Below are 14,543 nucleotides of genomic sequence, written 5' to 3' on the forward strand. Positions count from 1 at the left end.
CCGTCACACCCGGCGCCGGCGCGCGAGCGCCAGCGCCGACAACCCGATCGCCGCCAGCCAGTATCCCGCCGGTTCGGGCACCGCCGTCACGGCGGGATCCGACAGCGTGCCGGCGATCGTCCCCTGCCCTTGCGCGTCCAGCGCCGGCGTCCACGTGAAATCGGCCAGCGCGCCCGTGAACGGATCATAGTGGCCAAGCGGCGCGAACGTGTCGTCGAACGCCGCCACGACGAAATGCGACACATAGCTCGTCAGCGGATCCGGCGCGCCCGCGAAGGTCAGGTCGAACGACAGGATCCCGCCGAAGTCCACGGCGTGGAACAGGTCGTTCGACGTATCGTTGCGGAACAGGTAGCCGCCCGCGACGGGCGTCACGCCCCACGAATCGATGAACGCCGTGCTGTCGAAGCCCACCATGTTGCTGACCAGCGCGGTGGCCAGCGGCACGCCGCTGCTGGCGGACAGCTGCATGTCGACGTAGCCCGTGGCGGCGCCGAACGTCGACGTGTCGATCGCGACGTGGATCATTTCGGCCGACGCGGTGCCGGCGCTCGCCGCCAGCATCAGCGCGAGGGCGGAAACAAGGGATTTGAATCGGATGATCATGGCTGTCCTCAGAAATGGGGTTGGTACAGCGCCGGCACGTAGCCGATCGCGACACGGTTCGGATTGGTGAACGTCAGCGGCACGGTGAGCGTCGCGCCCGGATTCAGCGGCCCCGCGACGGCGACGTACGGTACGCCCCCCGTCGTGCCGCCCGCGTTGTCGAGCGTGACGCCGCTTGTCAGGCCGTTCAGCGCGAGCCACAACGGCCCCGCCAGCGGGGTCGTGCCGGTGTTCGTGACGGTCACACCGCCCACGTATTTGCCGGTCATGCGGTTCAGGGTCGCGCCCTGCTGGGTCATCCTGACGCTCGCGCCGACGTCCACCGGCGCGACGTTCACGGCCAGCGTGTGCTGCGCCTCGGTGTTGCCGGCCGCGTCGACGCTCCAGTAGGCGACCGTGTGGCTGCCGGTCGTGTTCAATGACACCGTCGTTCCGGTCTGCTGCGCGCCGCCGTCCACCGTGTAATACGTCGCCTTCACGCTGCCGCCCGTATCCGTGGCCGACAGCGTGACCGTCACGTTCGTCGCAGGTGTCGCGCTCGTGCTCGCGGTCGTCACGGGCGGCGCCGTGTCGGCGCCATGCAGCGAACCATGCAGGCGCACTTCGGACAGGTTGCCGTACCAGGTGCCGCCGTTATAGATACGGATGTAGCGGTACGGCGTCGGGCTGGCGACGGGGAACGATTGCCACTCGAGCGTCGACACGGCTGGCGTGGTCAACGTCGTCCACGTCGTGTTGTCGTTCGAGCCCTGGATCACGGTGCCCTTGATGCGCGCATAGTTGTTGTCCTGGCGCGGTGCCAGTTCCACGCCCGTCAGGTTCACCTGGTTGCCGGCCTTGAAGTCGAAGATCACATACGCGCCCACGCCCGAGTTGTTGCTGCCGGTGCGGAAGTCCGAGATCGAACCCAGGTTGGCGTCGAACAGGCTCGTGACGACGGCCTGCGTGGTGGCGGCCGGGCGGTTGACCGTGGAATCGATCAGGGTGGCGACGGTCGGCACGTTACGGATCGTGTCCGCCTCGTCCACCAGCGTCAGGCCCGTATTGTCGGTCGTGGCCGTGCTCGTGAAGCCGGGCTGGCCGTTGGCCTGGGTGTAGCCGATGGCGAAAGTGACCGCACCCGCCGCCACGCCCTGGGGCAAGGTCGCCGTGGCCGTGAAGTTGATGTTGTCGGTCGTCGTCACCGTGGCGGGCACGCCCTGGATCGTGACGCCGACGCCGCTGATCGCCTCCTTCGCCGTGAACGCCAGCTTGACGGCATTCCCGGGCACGATGCGCGTGCGCAGCGCCTGCGCGGAACTCATCGACACGGTCGCGATCTTGTTCGACGATTCGGCGACGCCGTACAGGCGCAGTTCTTCCATGTTCCCGTACCAGTTATTACCGTTGATGACGCGGATGTAGCGGTAAGGCTGCGGGTTCGCCACGGTCAGGGTCTGCCAGTCGGCCGTGTTCCCGGCCGCGTTGGAGAGTGTCGTCCACGCCGCGTTGTCGTTCGAGCCCTGCACGACGGTGCCGTTGATGCGCGACGAGTACTGGTCCTGGCGGCCGATCACTTCCGCGCGCTGGATCGTGGCCTTGCCGCCTTCCTTGAAGTCGAACATCACCCAGCCGCCGTAGCCGCTGCCGTTGACGCGGAAGTCCGTCCCGGTACCGAGATTGCCGTCGAACAGGGTGTTCACCGTCGCCAGCAGGTCGGTCGGGTTGCGGCCGCTGGAATCCCGCAGGCTCGTGATGGCCAGCAGGTTGCCCAGGTAGTTCGTCTGGTCCGCGATGAACAGCGACGAGCTGTCGGTCGTGAACAGCACGGGTTCCGCGTCGGCGCCGGCCCCGGTCTTGTAATTCAGGGTGAACTTGACGGTGCCCGGCTGCGCGTCGCCCGGCATGACGGCGCTGGCCGTGTAGTTCACGTTGTCGGCCGTCGTCACCTGGGCCGGGACGCCCTGGATCGTCGCGGCCACGGCGTTGATCGGCGCCGTCGCCTGGAAGTTCAGCTTGACCGTATTGCCCGGCACGATGCGCTTCCTGAGCGCCTGGTCGGACCCGATCGACACGGAGGACAGCAGGTTGACCGTCTCATGGCGCGTGCCGAAGATCCGGAATTCGCCCATCTCGAACATGGAGCTCGACGGCTGGATCATCTGCACCTTCAGGAAGCGGTACTGCTGGTCCTTGAGGTCGTCGCTGACGGCCAGGGTCTGCATGTCCTCCGTCACGACGGTCATGCCCGGCGTCAGGCGGACCCAGTTCTCGTTGTCGTTCGAACCGTAGGCGACGACGCCGCCGCCCCGCTCGGGGAAGGACGTACGCGCCTGGATGCCGAAGGCGGTGGCGTTGACTTTGTAGCCCGGGCCGAAGTCGAAGTAATAGGTGAGGTTCCGGGCCAGGTAATAACCGACGAACGAATCGGGCGTGCCGTCCAGCGCATTCGGCACCTGCGTGCCGAAGGTGGACGAGACGAACATGTTCGCGTAGTTCATGCTGCCGTCGGCCAGCAGCGGCGTCAGCTCGGACAGCCCTTTCAACGCCGTCTGCAGCGCGCCCAGCTTCTGGTAGAACTGGTCGTCGGTCGCCGTCGACACCGCATTCGTCGCGTCGGCATACGCCGCGTTGTAGGCGGCCAGGCTCGGGGTCGTGTACAGCGTGTCGGGCTTGTACCCGGCCGTCACAGCGGCGATGGCGGACTGGCGGTCCGCGCCGACGACGACCTGCACGGCCTTCGACGTGACGACCGTGCCGTCGGTCGTCGTGACGATGAAGCTGAAGGTGCCGGCCTGCGTGGGCACCCATGCGAACGCGCCCGTCTGCGTGTCGAACTGGGCGCCGGGCGGCAGGTGGTCGATCGTGTACGTCAGGACGTCGGTGGCCGTGGCGTCCGTCGCCGCGAAGCTGTACGACACGGTCGCCGTGGAGCCGGCGTTCGTGTACAGGCTCAGGTCCGCGTCGCCGCTCGTGAACACGGGCGGCGTGATCGAGGCGCCCGGGTTGACGTTGATGTGGTCGATGTCGACCGTCGTGCCGGCGCCCTTGACGGTGAGGGGCAGGTAGTCGCCGAGGCCCTGGTACTGGCCGAATGCATAGCTCACATAGCGCCACTGGCCCTGCGTGTCCGGCAGCAGGATGGTGTCGCCGAACGCGTCCACCGATGCTTCGCCGTTGGTCCGCACGCGGAATGCCACGCTGCGCGTCCCGTTGCCGTAACCGATGACGGCCAGCCTGCTGCCCGCTCCCGTGGCCGCGACGCGAATGAACGACGCGGTGTCGTCCTGCATGGCGGTCCCGAAGCCGTCCAGCGACGTGAAACGGTCCTCCACTTCGCGCACCGGATCGACGATGGGCTTGACCAGGAATTGCGTGCCCTCGCTTTCCGCAGCGGGCGGCATGAAGAGCCAGAAGTCGCCGCCGCCGTCCACGCCGTCCCAGTTGTAGACCGTGCGGTCGGCGAACATGCGGGTATAGTTGGGTGCGCGCTGGTTCATGTCCAGCCCGCGCGTGTACTTGTAATAGTAGTACGGCTCCCACGTATTCTGCGTGAGGCGGCCCCGGTAGCCCCCCTGCAGCGTCTTGTAAACGACGGTCGGCACGCCGTTGGCGTCCGTGTGCGCGGCCGTCGGCACCCAGGGCGTGTCGTAGCCCAGCATGAAGCCGGCGAAATACTCCGTGGCGTCGAGGATGCGGTCGTTCAGGAATTCGTACGGCCCGACGGCATCCGGCGCCGCCGATGGCGTGCCGTTGACGGGGTCGATCTTCTGGTTCTGCGACATCAGCAGGCGCGCAAGGATACTCATGTTCGTGACGTCGCCGGCGCCGTGCGCCTGGTCGCGTCCCATTTCCACGTGCTCCACCATCGGCGTCACGGCTTCGCCGGTCAGGTCGTTCTTCGTCACGAGACGGAACAGCTGCTTGATGGCCCCGTTCTGGCCCTGGTCGACGGCCGTCCTGTTGATCGTGAACCACTCGACGCCCTCGTTCCAGCGGGCCCGGTTGCCCGTGAAGATATAGCCGGACATGGACCCCAGCAGCGCGTACAGGTGCTGGTTCATGAAGTGATCAGGGCTGTGGTTGAACGTTTCCGTGACGGGCACGATCAGGTTGTTCGTCAGGTTCACCGTGTCCTGGTCGGTCCAGGCCAGCGCCGCCGTCTGGCACGTCGTGGTGCGCATGATGTCGGCCGCCGCCATCATCCGGCTCATGGGAATGCCCGTGTGGATGTGCGCGTCCGTGTAATACACGTACTGGGTGGGATCCATCTGCGCCCAGATGCGGATCAGGCGCATCGCGTTGGCGCGGTAGGTCTCGTCGCCCGTCACGTAGTACAGGATGGACTGGGTGTACGCGGACAGCGCGTCCGCGATGAATTTCGATTCCACGCCCTGGCTGTTGAACGCCACCACCGCCGGCTTCGTCGGATCCGCGCTGCTCTGGTTTTTCGATGCCACCGTCTTCGATGCCGCGCCGGACAACAGCATCATGTTGAAATAGGTGTTCCAGGGCTCCTTCTGCGCCTGCACTTCCGTGCGCAGGTTCTCCAGCACTTCCTTCGTGAGGCCGACGCCGGGATGTTTGAAGCCGTTCGCGTCGGTGAACTCGTTGATGGCGGGCTGGTAGCTCGTGAGGATGGTCTGGATCGTGTCGGCCGCGACGGCGTCGTGCGCGGCGGGCAGCAGGCTCGCGACGGCGAGCGACACCGCCAGCGCCGCTGCCCGCAACATGGGCGTGCGGGTACGGGATTTACGCATTGTAGTCTCCTGTTCGGTATTGTTTTTTCGGGATCCCCGACAACGCGGATGTTATCGATACCCCGCGAGAAGTCTAGCATGCGTAAACCGGTATAAAACCTGTCATTCCGAAATATTTGTGATCGATATCAGATTCGGTATCAGTCCGGCACGACCGCTGTCGCCTCGATTTCCACGCGGGCGCGGTCCTCGACCAGCGCACCCACTTCGACGGCCGTCATGGTCGGATAATGGACGCCGACGATCTCGCGATAGACGGCGCCGAGGGCACTGCCGGCGGCCAGGTATTCGCGCCGGTCGACCACGTACCACGTCATGCGTACGATGTGTTCCGGTCGCGCCCCCGCCTCGCGCAACACCTCGACGATGTTACGCAGCGCCTGTCCGGCCTGCGCCGTGAAATCGTCGCTGTCGAACTGCCCGTCCGCGTTCCAGCCGATCATCCCGCTCACGAACACGAGCCGGCCGCGCGCCGCGATGCCGTTCGCGTACCCGCGCGGGCGCGGCCAGCCGGGTGGTTGCAGTATCTCCATCATGGTTCTTCCTTTGCCGCGCGCAGCAGTTCGCGCGCGATGATCAGCATGAACGGCGCCAACAATCATGCGCTGTACTACTGGGATATCGCCTGCAAGAACCAGAGCAACTGCAACGGCGCGGATTCCTATGGCGGCTATGCCGGCTTCGTCCTGAAGTTCTGAGCACTGTCCACAACGCGGCGTCACGCCGAGAACCGGTCACGCCGCGACAAAGGCGTGGCCGGCCTTTCTACCTGATCGATACCACCATGATGTCATTCCACCAGCTCGTCGCCCTCGCGCTGCGCCTGATGGCGATCTGGCTCGTTCTTGCCGCGACACAGATCGCCTTGCTCGCGTATGCGATGCGCGGCGCCGCTCGCTACGGCGGCGAGTCAGCTTGCGCGCCCAGCAATTCAGTAACACATCCCTTGGAAGCGTGCAGCGGGAATTCCGGGTCGTGCTCGACATCGTCGACGCAATCAACCACACCCGCACTGCGCGTGCCTGGTTGACACAGGCCGCGTTGGCTGAAGCCAAGGGCGACGCGTCGACGTCGGACATAAACGTCCAGACGGCCGCTGCAAAAATGGAACTGTCGAAGGCAAGTGCCGCACGCTACCTGGCTTTGCCCAAGACCAATGCCGAGCAACGCTTGGCGCAGGATTTCGGGAATACATACACGCGTTACGTCGACGAGGGTGTGACTCCACTCATCGATGCCCTGCGTCGACACGATCTCCCAGCATATTACGCGGTATTGGCCGCCAGGACGCCAGTCCTGGACCGCGGCTTCGGGAAAGCGCTGCAATATCGGGAGCAGCAGTCACGAACTCTCAACGAGCGGATCAAGCGAAGTTTTCTTGTCGACCCGGTCGTCCTCGCCGGCCTTGCCGTCGCCTACCTCGTCGTCGTGTTGTGGCGATTCTCGAGGCGTACGCTGTCGCTGCCCCTTGAAGAGATGGCGACAGCGCTGGGCAATTTCGCCGATAAGCGATTTGCGCCCAGTTTGCCGCCGCTCCCGACATACGCCCCATCCGAAGTCGCCACGATGCGAAATAGCCTGACCGTCATGCAAGCCGAAATGAGCAGGACTGTTGGATCGATACGGGACAACGCCGAGAGCCTTCGCATCGCCGCAATGGAAATCTCCCAAGGCACGCACGATCTCGCGCAGCGCACCGAATCCCAGGCACACCAACTCCAGGCGAGTACTGCGGCGTTGCACGGCATGACGGCGCGAATACGTACCACCTCCGACGCTTCCGATGCCGCGCTGAACGCCTCGCTGGATGCCGCACGCGCCGCGAACGACGGCGGGCAGAATGTCGCTCGTGTCGTACTGACGATGGAATCCATCCAGGACGCCAGCCAACGCATCGGCATCATCGTGTCTACAATCGATTCGCTGGCGTTTCAGACCAATATCCTCGCCCTGAACGCAGCCGTGGAAGCGGCGAAAGAGATCGGGCAGCTCATCGAGGACACGTTGTCCCGCGTGGCATCCGGGTCCAGGCACGCAGCACAGGCAGGCGAGATCAGTCGAACGCTGGTCGACAAAGTGCACTCGGCGGCACGCTCGATGGAAGGCGTGAGGAATTCGATCGTGGCTTAGTCAAGCGACATCGAAAACATAGGCGACGCGATGACACAGCTTGACCTGATGACCCAGCAGAATGCGGCGATGACGGAAGACAGCGCGGCTGCATCGGAAAGCCTCAAGATGCTTTCCACTTCACTCGCTGCTTGCATGGCCGAGTTCACCACGCTACGCGGGCAAATTCAACCTGCAAGAGACCATCCCGCACCTGAATACAAAAACAAGTCTGTTCAATGACCAATTGGACGGCCCGCGCCTGCTGGCCGCGGGCACGCCCCTGTCAGTACGACACGTAGCCATCCCGTGGAAACGGCTTCTGGCTGTATGCCTTTTGCTGCGTCCACTCCTGCGCCGGGCTGGTCCAATAAGAGTCGTTCTCGGGCAATCCGAGCGCGAGGAAGCTCTCGGTGGCGATGTACATGCTGCCGCTGTTCGAATACACGTCGGCGATGCCTGGCTGGTGTCCCGTGAACCCCAGCGTGAGAAAACCCTTCGCCGAAAAATTGCTTGGGTGCGCCCAAGTGGCCTGATGGATGGACTGCAACGCAGCCCTTACCTGGCCTTCAGGCAGCGATGCCGGCAGCTGCTTGCGCCATGCCAGAAGCGCCAGCACCTGGAATGCGCCCGTCCGGTAGGTCGCCGACCGGCCGATCGGGGGAAACGTACCGATCGGGGAAACGAAGCGCTCGAGATGTTCGCCGAGACGCTGCGCGCGCTTGACCGCGAGGGCCAGCTTTTCCCCGGCGTTGCCGCGCACCTGCGCGTGATGGCGGCTGGCCTGTTCGAGGACCATGATCAGCATCGGGTAGATGACGAAGGAATCGTAGTAATCGAAGTGGAAATGCTCCCCGTCCTTGATCCATCCATCGCCGACATACCACTCTTCGACCTTGTCGATGGCGGTGTTCAGGCGCAGCGGATCGTGCGCTTCGCCGATGCTGAGCAGGAATGCTTCGTTCATCGCTGCGAACAGCAACCAGTTGGTGTACAGCGGCAGGATGCGCCGCAAGTCCTTGACCCTCGCGATGATCCGCTCCTTCGTCGTACGGTCGAGCGGATCCCAGAGGGCGCGTGGAGCACGCATCAGCGCGCTGGTGAAATAGGCCGAATCGACCAGCACCTGGAAGTTGTCGCCCCAGGCCAGGTAGTCGGGACTCTTCGGATCGACGGCATGCACGAAGCTCTGCAGCGCGAGTTCGCGCAGATGCTTGCGCACGCGTCCTTCGGCGCTTGCGTCGTCCGGCAAGGCGAGCCAGGGGGCGCATCCGGACATCAGCCGGCCGAAGCACTCAAGGTAACCGACGTTCCTGTCGCGGCCGTCCCAGACGGGACTCAGTTCCATGTCGAACTCGCGCTTCAGGGCGCCCCGCGCCATGCTGGACAAGACCGGCTCGGCGATCTTTTGCAGCAGGGCTGCCAGATAGGCCCGGTCCTGGCCCGGGCGCGGGGCGGGATCCGGCGCCTGCGCCAGCGCGCCGGCCGGCAATGCGCCGCCCAGCATGCTCAATCCGCCGCCGGCGACGAGCGTCCCGAAAAAATTCCGTCGTTGCATATTGTCTCCTGTATCTGCGCCGTCATGCCGGCGTTATTGGTCGTGCAGCCTGGACATCTCGGCCGCCGCGAGCAGCACGGCGCCGACACCGAAATTCGCGGTCGAAGCGCGGTCGACGACCTGCCCCGGAATCGCACGGTCGCCGATCGGCTGGACATAGCCGACCGTGCCGTCCGGTTGAACGGCGACCCTGGCGATGTAATGCCAGCCCTTGATGGCCGCGGGGAGATAGGTGGCGCGGTCGAGCAGGCCGTTGTTGACGCCCCAGAGCAGGCCATAGGTGAAGAACGCGGTGCCGCTCGTTTCCGGACCGGGTGCATGCGCGGGATCGATCAGGCTGCGCGTCCAGTAGCCGTCCGCCTGCTGCGTGCTTTTCAATGCGGCGGCCAGCGCCTTGAACTTGCCTTCGAACTCCGGTCGCAGCGCGCTGTCCGCGGGCAGGTCCGCCAGCACCCTGGCAAGGCCGGCAAAGACCCAACCATTACCCCGCGACCAGAAATCCTTCTTGCCGTTTACGCTCCTGTGTTTCGGATAGACGTAGCGCGCATCGCGGTAGTACAAGCCCGACTCGGCGTCGAACATGATGCTGTTCGTGTATTGAAAATACGCGTTCAACTTGTCCAGGTAGCGCGCGTCGCCCGTCAGCATGTACATCTTCGTCATCACCGGCATCACCATGTACAGGCCGTCGACCCACCACCAGTAGTCGTTGCGCGCGGTGCCGATCTGGTATCCCATCACCTCGCGGGCCCTGGCGACCTTGCGCGGATCCTTGTCGAGCGCATACAAATCAAGATAGGTCTGGAAACAGATCTGCCAGTCCCCGAACAGCACGTGGTCATCGGTTTCGCCGTACGTGTGCTTCCACTCGGCCTTGTTGTCGGACCTGGCGCCCTGCCACTGGTTGGCTTCCGCCCACCGCTCGGAGTAGCGGCGGTAGGCCTCGTTGCCGGTGGCCTGGTAGGCGGCGATGTTCCCGGTGTGATAGGCGGCGACGTCCCAGAACGCTCGTTCCGTCGCCGGCGTCGTTGCCTGCCAATGGTCGTTCACCCTGGCGATCACGGCCAGGGCTTCCGAGCGCAGCGCGGGGATGGAAGGCACCGTTGCACTGGCGGACGCCTGCACGCTGTCCGGTCCGTGGCCCGCCACGGACGCACAGCCTGACAGGATGGCCAGCGAGCCGGCAAAGATTGACATGAGTACTTTCTTTTTCAAAATCTATTCCTTGATGTGATGCGCCGTGAAGCGGCCGCGCCGACAGCCGCTTCACATGGGTGGTGTTGGAAGAAGCGACGTCAGAACTTGCCGCGAATGCCGACCTGGAACGTACGGCCGTCATACAGCAGGTTGTCGGTCCGGGCGTGGTCGTTACCGTAGTTGGGGCGGCCCATCATGTCCTTGTAATAGACGTAGCTCAGGTCGTTGGTCAGGTTCATGCCGTCCAGGCGAAGCTCGAGATTCTCCGTGATCTTGTAGGAGATCGACGCATCGACGAAACGGCGACCGGCGACCCACGGCGCTTGCCCGTTCAACGCCACGTTGATGCCGGGCTGGCTGCGCGCGAGGATGTTGCCGTCGCGGTAGTTATACGAAGTACGCAGCGCCCATGGACCCTTTTCGTAGTAAGCGGTGAGGTTGTAGGAATAGCGCGGCACTTCCCATACGGTCTGCTTCGTGCCGTCCGGGTTGACCCAGTCCGGCACCGGCCACTTGACGCGCGTATAGCTCGCCATCGCGCCCAATCCGTTGAAGGGCTCGGGCAGGAACGTGAACGCCTGCTGGTAAGCCAGCTCGATGCCGCTGACATTCTGCTTGGCCATGTTCACGTAGCTCGACACCGTGATCGGCAGGTTTGGATCCGGATGATTCGTACCGGGCATCCACAGGTTCGTGCCGAGTGCGGTGTCGGGCAGGCCGAGGGAACTGAACGGCACGACGGTGCGCTGCGCCTGCGTCAGGTCCTTCATCTTCTTGAAGAAGTAGCCCACGCTGACCAGGCTGCCCTTCTGGAAGTACCATTCACCAGTCAGGTCCACCTGGTCGGAAAGCTGTGGCTTCAGGTTCGCGTTGCCCGACGTCGCGTTGGGTTCGAACTGGTTCGGGATCGTCGTGTTGGCGGCGATGAGGGACAGCGCGGCCCGCGTGATGGTGCGGCCGACCGACGCGCGCAGGATCACGTCGTCGCGCAAGTCATACGCGGCCGACAGGCTCGGGAGCACGTTCGCGTAGCTGCTTTCCCGATGGTTCGGCACGTACTTCCGCGTACCGTTCTCGGTCACCTGCGTGTAGTTGTCGATCTGCGTCCTGGTACGCGCGTAACGCACGCCGGCATTCAGGCGCAGTTCGCGGCCGAACAGTTCGCCGGTGAAGTCCGACTGGACGAACAGCGACGTGACGGCTTCGTTCGTCTTGAAGCTGGACGCAAGGTCAGGCGGCGTACCCAGCTTCGCGCGACCCGGTTGCAGGACGTCCTCGATGAACCCGCGATCGAAGTGCGCGAACGAGGTCGGGAACGTGGCCGGGGCATCGGGCGCGAAATGTTGCAGCGGGGATCCCTGGACCATATAGGACGTGATCGAATTGCCCAGCGAATTCACCGAGCCGCCGATCGGCAGCCGCATCGTCTGGCCGAGTGCCGTGCCGTTGTAGCGGCCGACCTCCTTGCCGGACGAGACGTACGAGACGCCCGCTTTCAGCTTGCCGGTCCAGCCGCCCCACAGGTCGTAATCCCAGTCGACGGCCGTCTTCAAATGCTCGCCGGTGTCATACTCGTCCACGTAGTTGTACGTGATGATCGGATCCTTGTAGATGGACTTGTCGTTATAGTCGACTCCCGTCGCGGCCAGCACCGGATACACATTGTCCTGCGACGAGTCGAGCGTGCTCGTCACGCCATAGATGTTCGTGTAGATGCGGTTGTTGGTGAAGTATGCCTTGCTGCTGGAACGTCCCCCGCTGGCGGTGACTTTCAGCCGCGGCGAGAACGTGTATTTGGCATTGATCGAGCCCAGCCCGAAATTGGTCTTCGAGTCGTAGATGTAGTTCTCGTTGATGTACGACGTGTTCGCGAACGTGCCCTGCAGGATGTTATTCTGATCAACGAAGACGTTGAGCGGCACCAGGCCGTTGTGTCCGGGCAGACCGGATGGAAGGCTGGTGTTGGTCGTGCGCGAATTCCGGATGGCGACGCCGAACGTGTACTCGTCGCGCATGTCGCTCAGGCGCGAGAACAGGCCGTCCAGGCTGACGTCGAGAGGACCGTTCTTGTACTGCAGCGACGTGACGAGGCCGTCGCGCTTGCGCTTGTTGAGCGCGCCGTACACGCGGTGAAAGCGCGGCAGCAGGGCATTGTCGACCTGGTCGCGCGTCAGCCCGCCGAGATTGGCGCGCGGGTCGTTGTAGTCCAGGTCGTAATTGAACGGCAGGGAAAAACCGGCCGGCGCGTTATTGCGGCCTTGTGCCGGGCTCAGGTAGCCGCCGGTCGACTGGAAGCCCGACCTCATGTTGGTGCTCCCGCTGTGGGCGAACCCTACCAGCGCGCCAATATTTCCCCACGTGTTGCTGAGAATGAGCGAATAGCGCGGGTCGGTCTTGTCGGACGCAGAGTTGTACGAGGCCGAGGCGGCATAACGGATCGTGCGTCCCTTCTTGTCGAAAGGCCGGGGCGTTTGCAGGTCGACGATACCGCCGATGCCTCCCTCCTCCAGATCCGCCATCGGGCTCTTGTAGAAATCGACCCGGCCGAACAGGTCGGACGCGAACACGTCGTAATTGAAGTCGCGTACCGCCGCACCCGCATTGCTCGACGACGTCGTGTGGACGGGCGCGCCGTTGATCGTCGTCACCGAGTACTGGGGTCCCAGGCCACGGATGTTGATGCGCTGGCCTTCGTTGGACGCACCGTCCCGGATGACGTACACGCCGGGAATACGCTGCAGGGATTCGGCCACGTTCGCCTCGGGGAACTTGCCGATGTCCTCGGCGACGATCGAATCGCGCACGCCGATCGCCTGCTGCTTCAGGCTCAGGGCACGCTCCAGGCTGGAGCGGAAGCCCGTTACCGTCACGACCTGGGTTTCTTCCTTTGGCTTGTGCGCGGTGTCGGTGGTCGACGCGTCCTGGGCGAGGACCAGCGGTGTGTATGCAGCGGCGAGCGCCAGGGCGACCGCCCTGGAAAGTTGGGTTTGCTTCACTGTTGTCTCCTGTTTTTATTTCGCTTTGCATTCAGCGGCAGTGGCTGCCGCTGAGTCACGAGCAATCATTGCTTTCTGACACTGACAACGTTATCAGAAATATTTACGAGATTACAGCGCGACCACCATATTGCGGAGACAGGAACAGGAATGAGTTTCACTCTAAAGCGAGCGAATTAGTTATCACTAACGGGATAAATATTATCGGTAAACGTTGTCAGATCGAGACAGCCGGACACCGATGGCGTGGCCGGGCATGAGGGCCTCAAGTGAGCTTCGCGGGCCGGATGCGTTGCGGCGCCTTCCCGGTAGAGTCCCGCACCACCAGGCGTGTCGGCAGTTCGATGCGGGAGGGGCTGCGGCCACGATCGCCGATATAAGCGAGGACCTCGTCGACGGCGCGCGCGCCGATCTCGTCCAGCGGCTGGCGTATGGTGGTCAGCGGCGGCGTCACCGTGGATGCGGCGGGAATGTCGTCGAAGCCGGCAATCGACACGTCCGCGGGAACCTTGAGACCAAGTTCTTCGGCCGCCTTGAAAGCGCCCAGGGCCATCTCGTCGTTGGCGCAAAAGATGGCGGTCGGGCGATTCGGCAACGCGAGCAGCGTGCGGGCGCCTTCCCGGCCGCCGCCGAACAGGAAGTCGCCGGGAACGATGTAGTCGGCGTCGACAGGCAATCCGGCGTCGCGCAGGGCTTGCTCATATCCGCGTTGACGCTCGCGGCTCTGGCCCGTATGCAGCGCCCCTTCCACGAATGCGATCCGGCGATGCCCCAACCCGATCAGATGATTGACGAGGTCGTACGCCCCGCTGTAGTTGGCGCCACTCACCACGGGAAGCGCAACCGGGCGGGCACAAAAGTTGACGAGCACCGCCGGCATCTGTCCCGCTTCCAGCTTGCGCATCAACGAGTGCGTACCGCTCGGGAGCAGCCAGATGATGCCGTCGCACAGCTTGAGCATCATCTCGACACTCGTGGTGCGACCGTCGTCGTAGATGGCAACGTTGACGACGACCAGTTCATAGCCGCGACGGTGCGCCTGCTCCTCGATGCTGACGAGGAGTTCATGAAAGACCATGGAACGAAAGCCCAGCAGGAACACGCCCAGGAGCCTCGACTGCGAACCGCGCATGGTTTGGGCGACAACGTCCGGCGTGTAGTTCAGTTCGCTGGCAGCGGCAAGCACTTTCTCGCGGGTCGCCTTGGCGACGTGAATCGTGCCGCGTAACGCGCGCGAGGCGGTAATGACCGACACGCCTGCCCGTGCAGCAACTTCATTCAACGTCGCGATTTTCGTCATGATCGATCAGGGTGGCCAAATGACGAAGGATAGCATTT

Annotated in this window: 10 protein-coding genes; 3 read left to right on the plus strand and 7 right to left on the minus strand. The window is 63.9% G+C overall.

The annotated features are described in order from the left end of the window. Nucleotides 1–3: 3 nt before the first annotated feature. The 3 genes from ACL58G_RS21475 to ACL58G_RS21485 form a co-directional block, all read right to left on the minus strand. Complete coding sequence (locus ACL58G_RS21475; protein ID WP_440963083.1) at nt 4–606, minus strand: NF038129 family PEP-CTERM protein; 603 nt, start codon at nt 604–606, stop codon at nt 4–6. 8 nt (nt 607–614) lie between these two features. After that, nucleotides 615–5,345, minus strand: coding sequence for a discoidin domain-containing protein (locus tag ACL58G_RS21480; protein WP_440963084.1), 4,731 nt, complete (start codon nt 5,343–5,345; stop codon nt 615–617). 140 nt (nt 5,346–5,485) lie between these two features. Continuing rightward, nucleotides 5,486–5,878 carry a RidA family protein gene (locus tag ACL58G_RS21485; RefSeq protein WP_440968083.1) on the minus strand — a complete coding sequence of 131 codons (393 nt, stop codon included), beginning with the start codon at nt 5,876–5,878 and terminating at the stop codon, nt 5,486–5,488. Between the two features lie 39 nt (nt 5,879–5,917). On the opposite strand from ACL58G_RS21485, the gene ACL58G_RS21490 reads away from it, so the two are divergent. From ACL58G_RS21490 to ACL58G_RS21500, 3 genes are all read left to right on the plus strand, one after another. After that, nucleotides 5,918–6,043: a hypothetical protein gene (locus tag ACL58G_RS21490; RefSeq protein WP_440963085.1), complete on the plus strand. Its 126-nt coding sequence runs from the start codon at nt 5,918–5,920 to the stop codon at nt 6,041–6,043. A gap of 277 nt (nt 6,044–6,320) precedes the next feature. Further along, a complete protein-coding gene (locus ACL58G_RS21495) occupies nt 6,321–7,475 on the plus strand; it encodes a methyl-accepting chemotaxis protein (RefSeq protein ID WP_440963086.1) in 1,155 nt (384 codons plus the stop codon). 30 nt (nt 7,476–7,505) lie between these two features. Further along, nucleotides 7,506–7,697 (plus strand): hypothetical protein, encoded by a 192-nt coding sequence (locus ACL58G_RS21500; RefSeq protein ID WP_440963087.1) that lies wholly within the window; start codon nt 7,506–7,508, stop codon nt 7,695–7,697. 43 nt (nt 7,698–7,740) lie between these two features. Here the strand turns inward: ACL58G_RS21500 and ACL58G_RS21505 are convergent, their stop codons facing one another. From ACL58G_RS21505 to ACL58G_RS21520, 4 genes are all read right to left on the minus strand, one after another. Further along, on the minus strand, nt 7,741–9,012 hold the full coding sequence (locus ACL58G_RS21505) for a DUF2264 domain-containing protein (RefSeq protein ID WP_440963088.1): 1,272 nt from the start codon (nt 9,010–9,012) through the stop codon (nt 7,741–7,743). Between the two features lie 33 nt (nt 9,013–9,045). Beyond that, complete coding sequence (locus ACL58G_RS21510) at nt 9,046–10,209, minus strand: glycoside hydrolase family 88/105 protein (protein ID WP_440963089.1); 1,164 nt, start codon at nt 10,207–10,209, stop codon at nt 9,046–9,048. A gap of 98 nt (nt 10,210–10,307) precedes the next feature. Next, nucleotides 10,308–13,205: a TonB-dependent receptor gene (locus tag ACL58G_RS21515; RefSeq protein ID WP_440963090.1), complete on the minus strand. Its 2,898-nt coding sequence runs from the start codon at nt 13,203–13,205 to the stop codon at nt 10,308–10,310. A gap of 265 nt (nt 13,206–13,470) precedes the next feature. Beyond that, on the minus strand, nt 13,471–14,505 hold the full coding sequence (locus tag ACL58G_RS21520; RefSeq protein ID WP_440963091.1) for a LacI family DNA-binding transcriptional regulator: 1,035 nt from the start codon (nt 14,503–14,505) through the stop codon (nt 13,471–13,473). Between the last annotated feature and the right edge of the window lie 38 nt (nt 14,506–14,543).

This window comes from Massilia sp. GER05, from assembly GCF_052056005.1.
In the GTDB taxonomy this organism is placed as follows: domain Bacteria; phylum Pseudomonadota; class Gammaproteobacteria; order Burkholderiales; family Burkholderiaceae_D; genus Telluria; species Telluria orientalis.

Coding starts and splice junctions, on each gene's coding strand:
- ACL58G_RS21505 (WP_440963088.1), bottom strand. CDS start 9,012: ATGCAACGACGGAATTTTTTCGGGACGCTCGTCGCCGGCGGCGGATTG.
- ACL58G_RS21475 (WP_440963083.1), bottom strand. CDS start 606: ATGATCATCCGATTCAAATCCCTTGTTTCCGCCCTCGCGCTGATGCTG.
- ACL58G_RS21490 (WP_440963085.1), top strand. CDS start 5,918: ATGATCAGCATGAACGGCGCCAACAATCATGCGCTGTACTACTGGGAT.
- ACL58G_RS21510 (WP_440963089.1), bottom strand. CDS start 10,209: ATGTCAATCTTTGCCGGCTCGCTGGCCATCCTGTCAGGCTGTGCGTCC.
- ACL58G_RS21480 (WP_440963084.1), bottom strand. CDS start 5,345: ATGCGTAAATCCCGTACCCGCACGCCCATGTTGCGGGCAGCGGCGCTG.
- ACL58G_RS21500 (WP_440963087.1), top strand. CDS start 7,506: ATGACACAGCTTGACCTGATGACCCAGCAGAATGCGGCGATGACGGAA.
- ACL58G_RS21520 (WP_440963091.1), bottom strand. CDS start 14,505: ATGACGAAAATCGCGACGTTGAATGAAGTTGCTGCACGGGCAGGCGTG.
- ACL58G_RS21485 (WP_440968083.1), bottom strand. CDS start 5,878: ATGGAGATACTGCAACCACCCGGCTGGCCGCGCCCGCGCGGGTACGCG.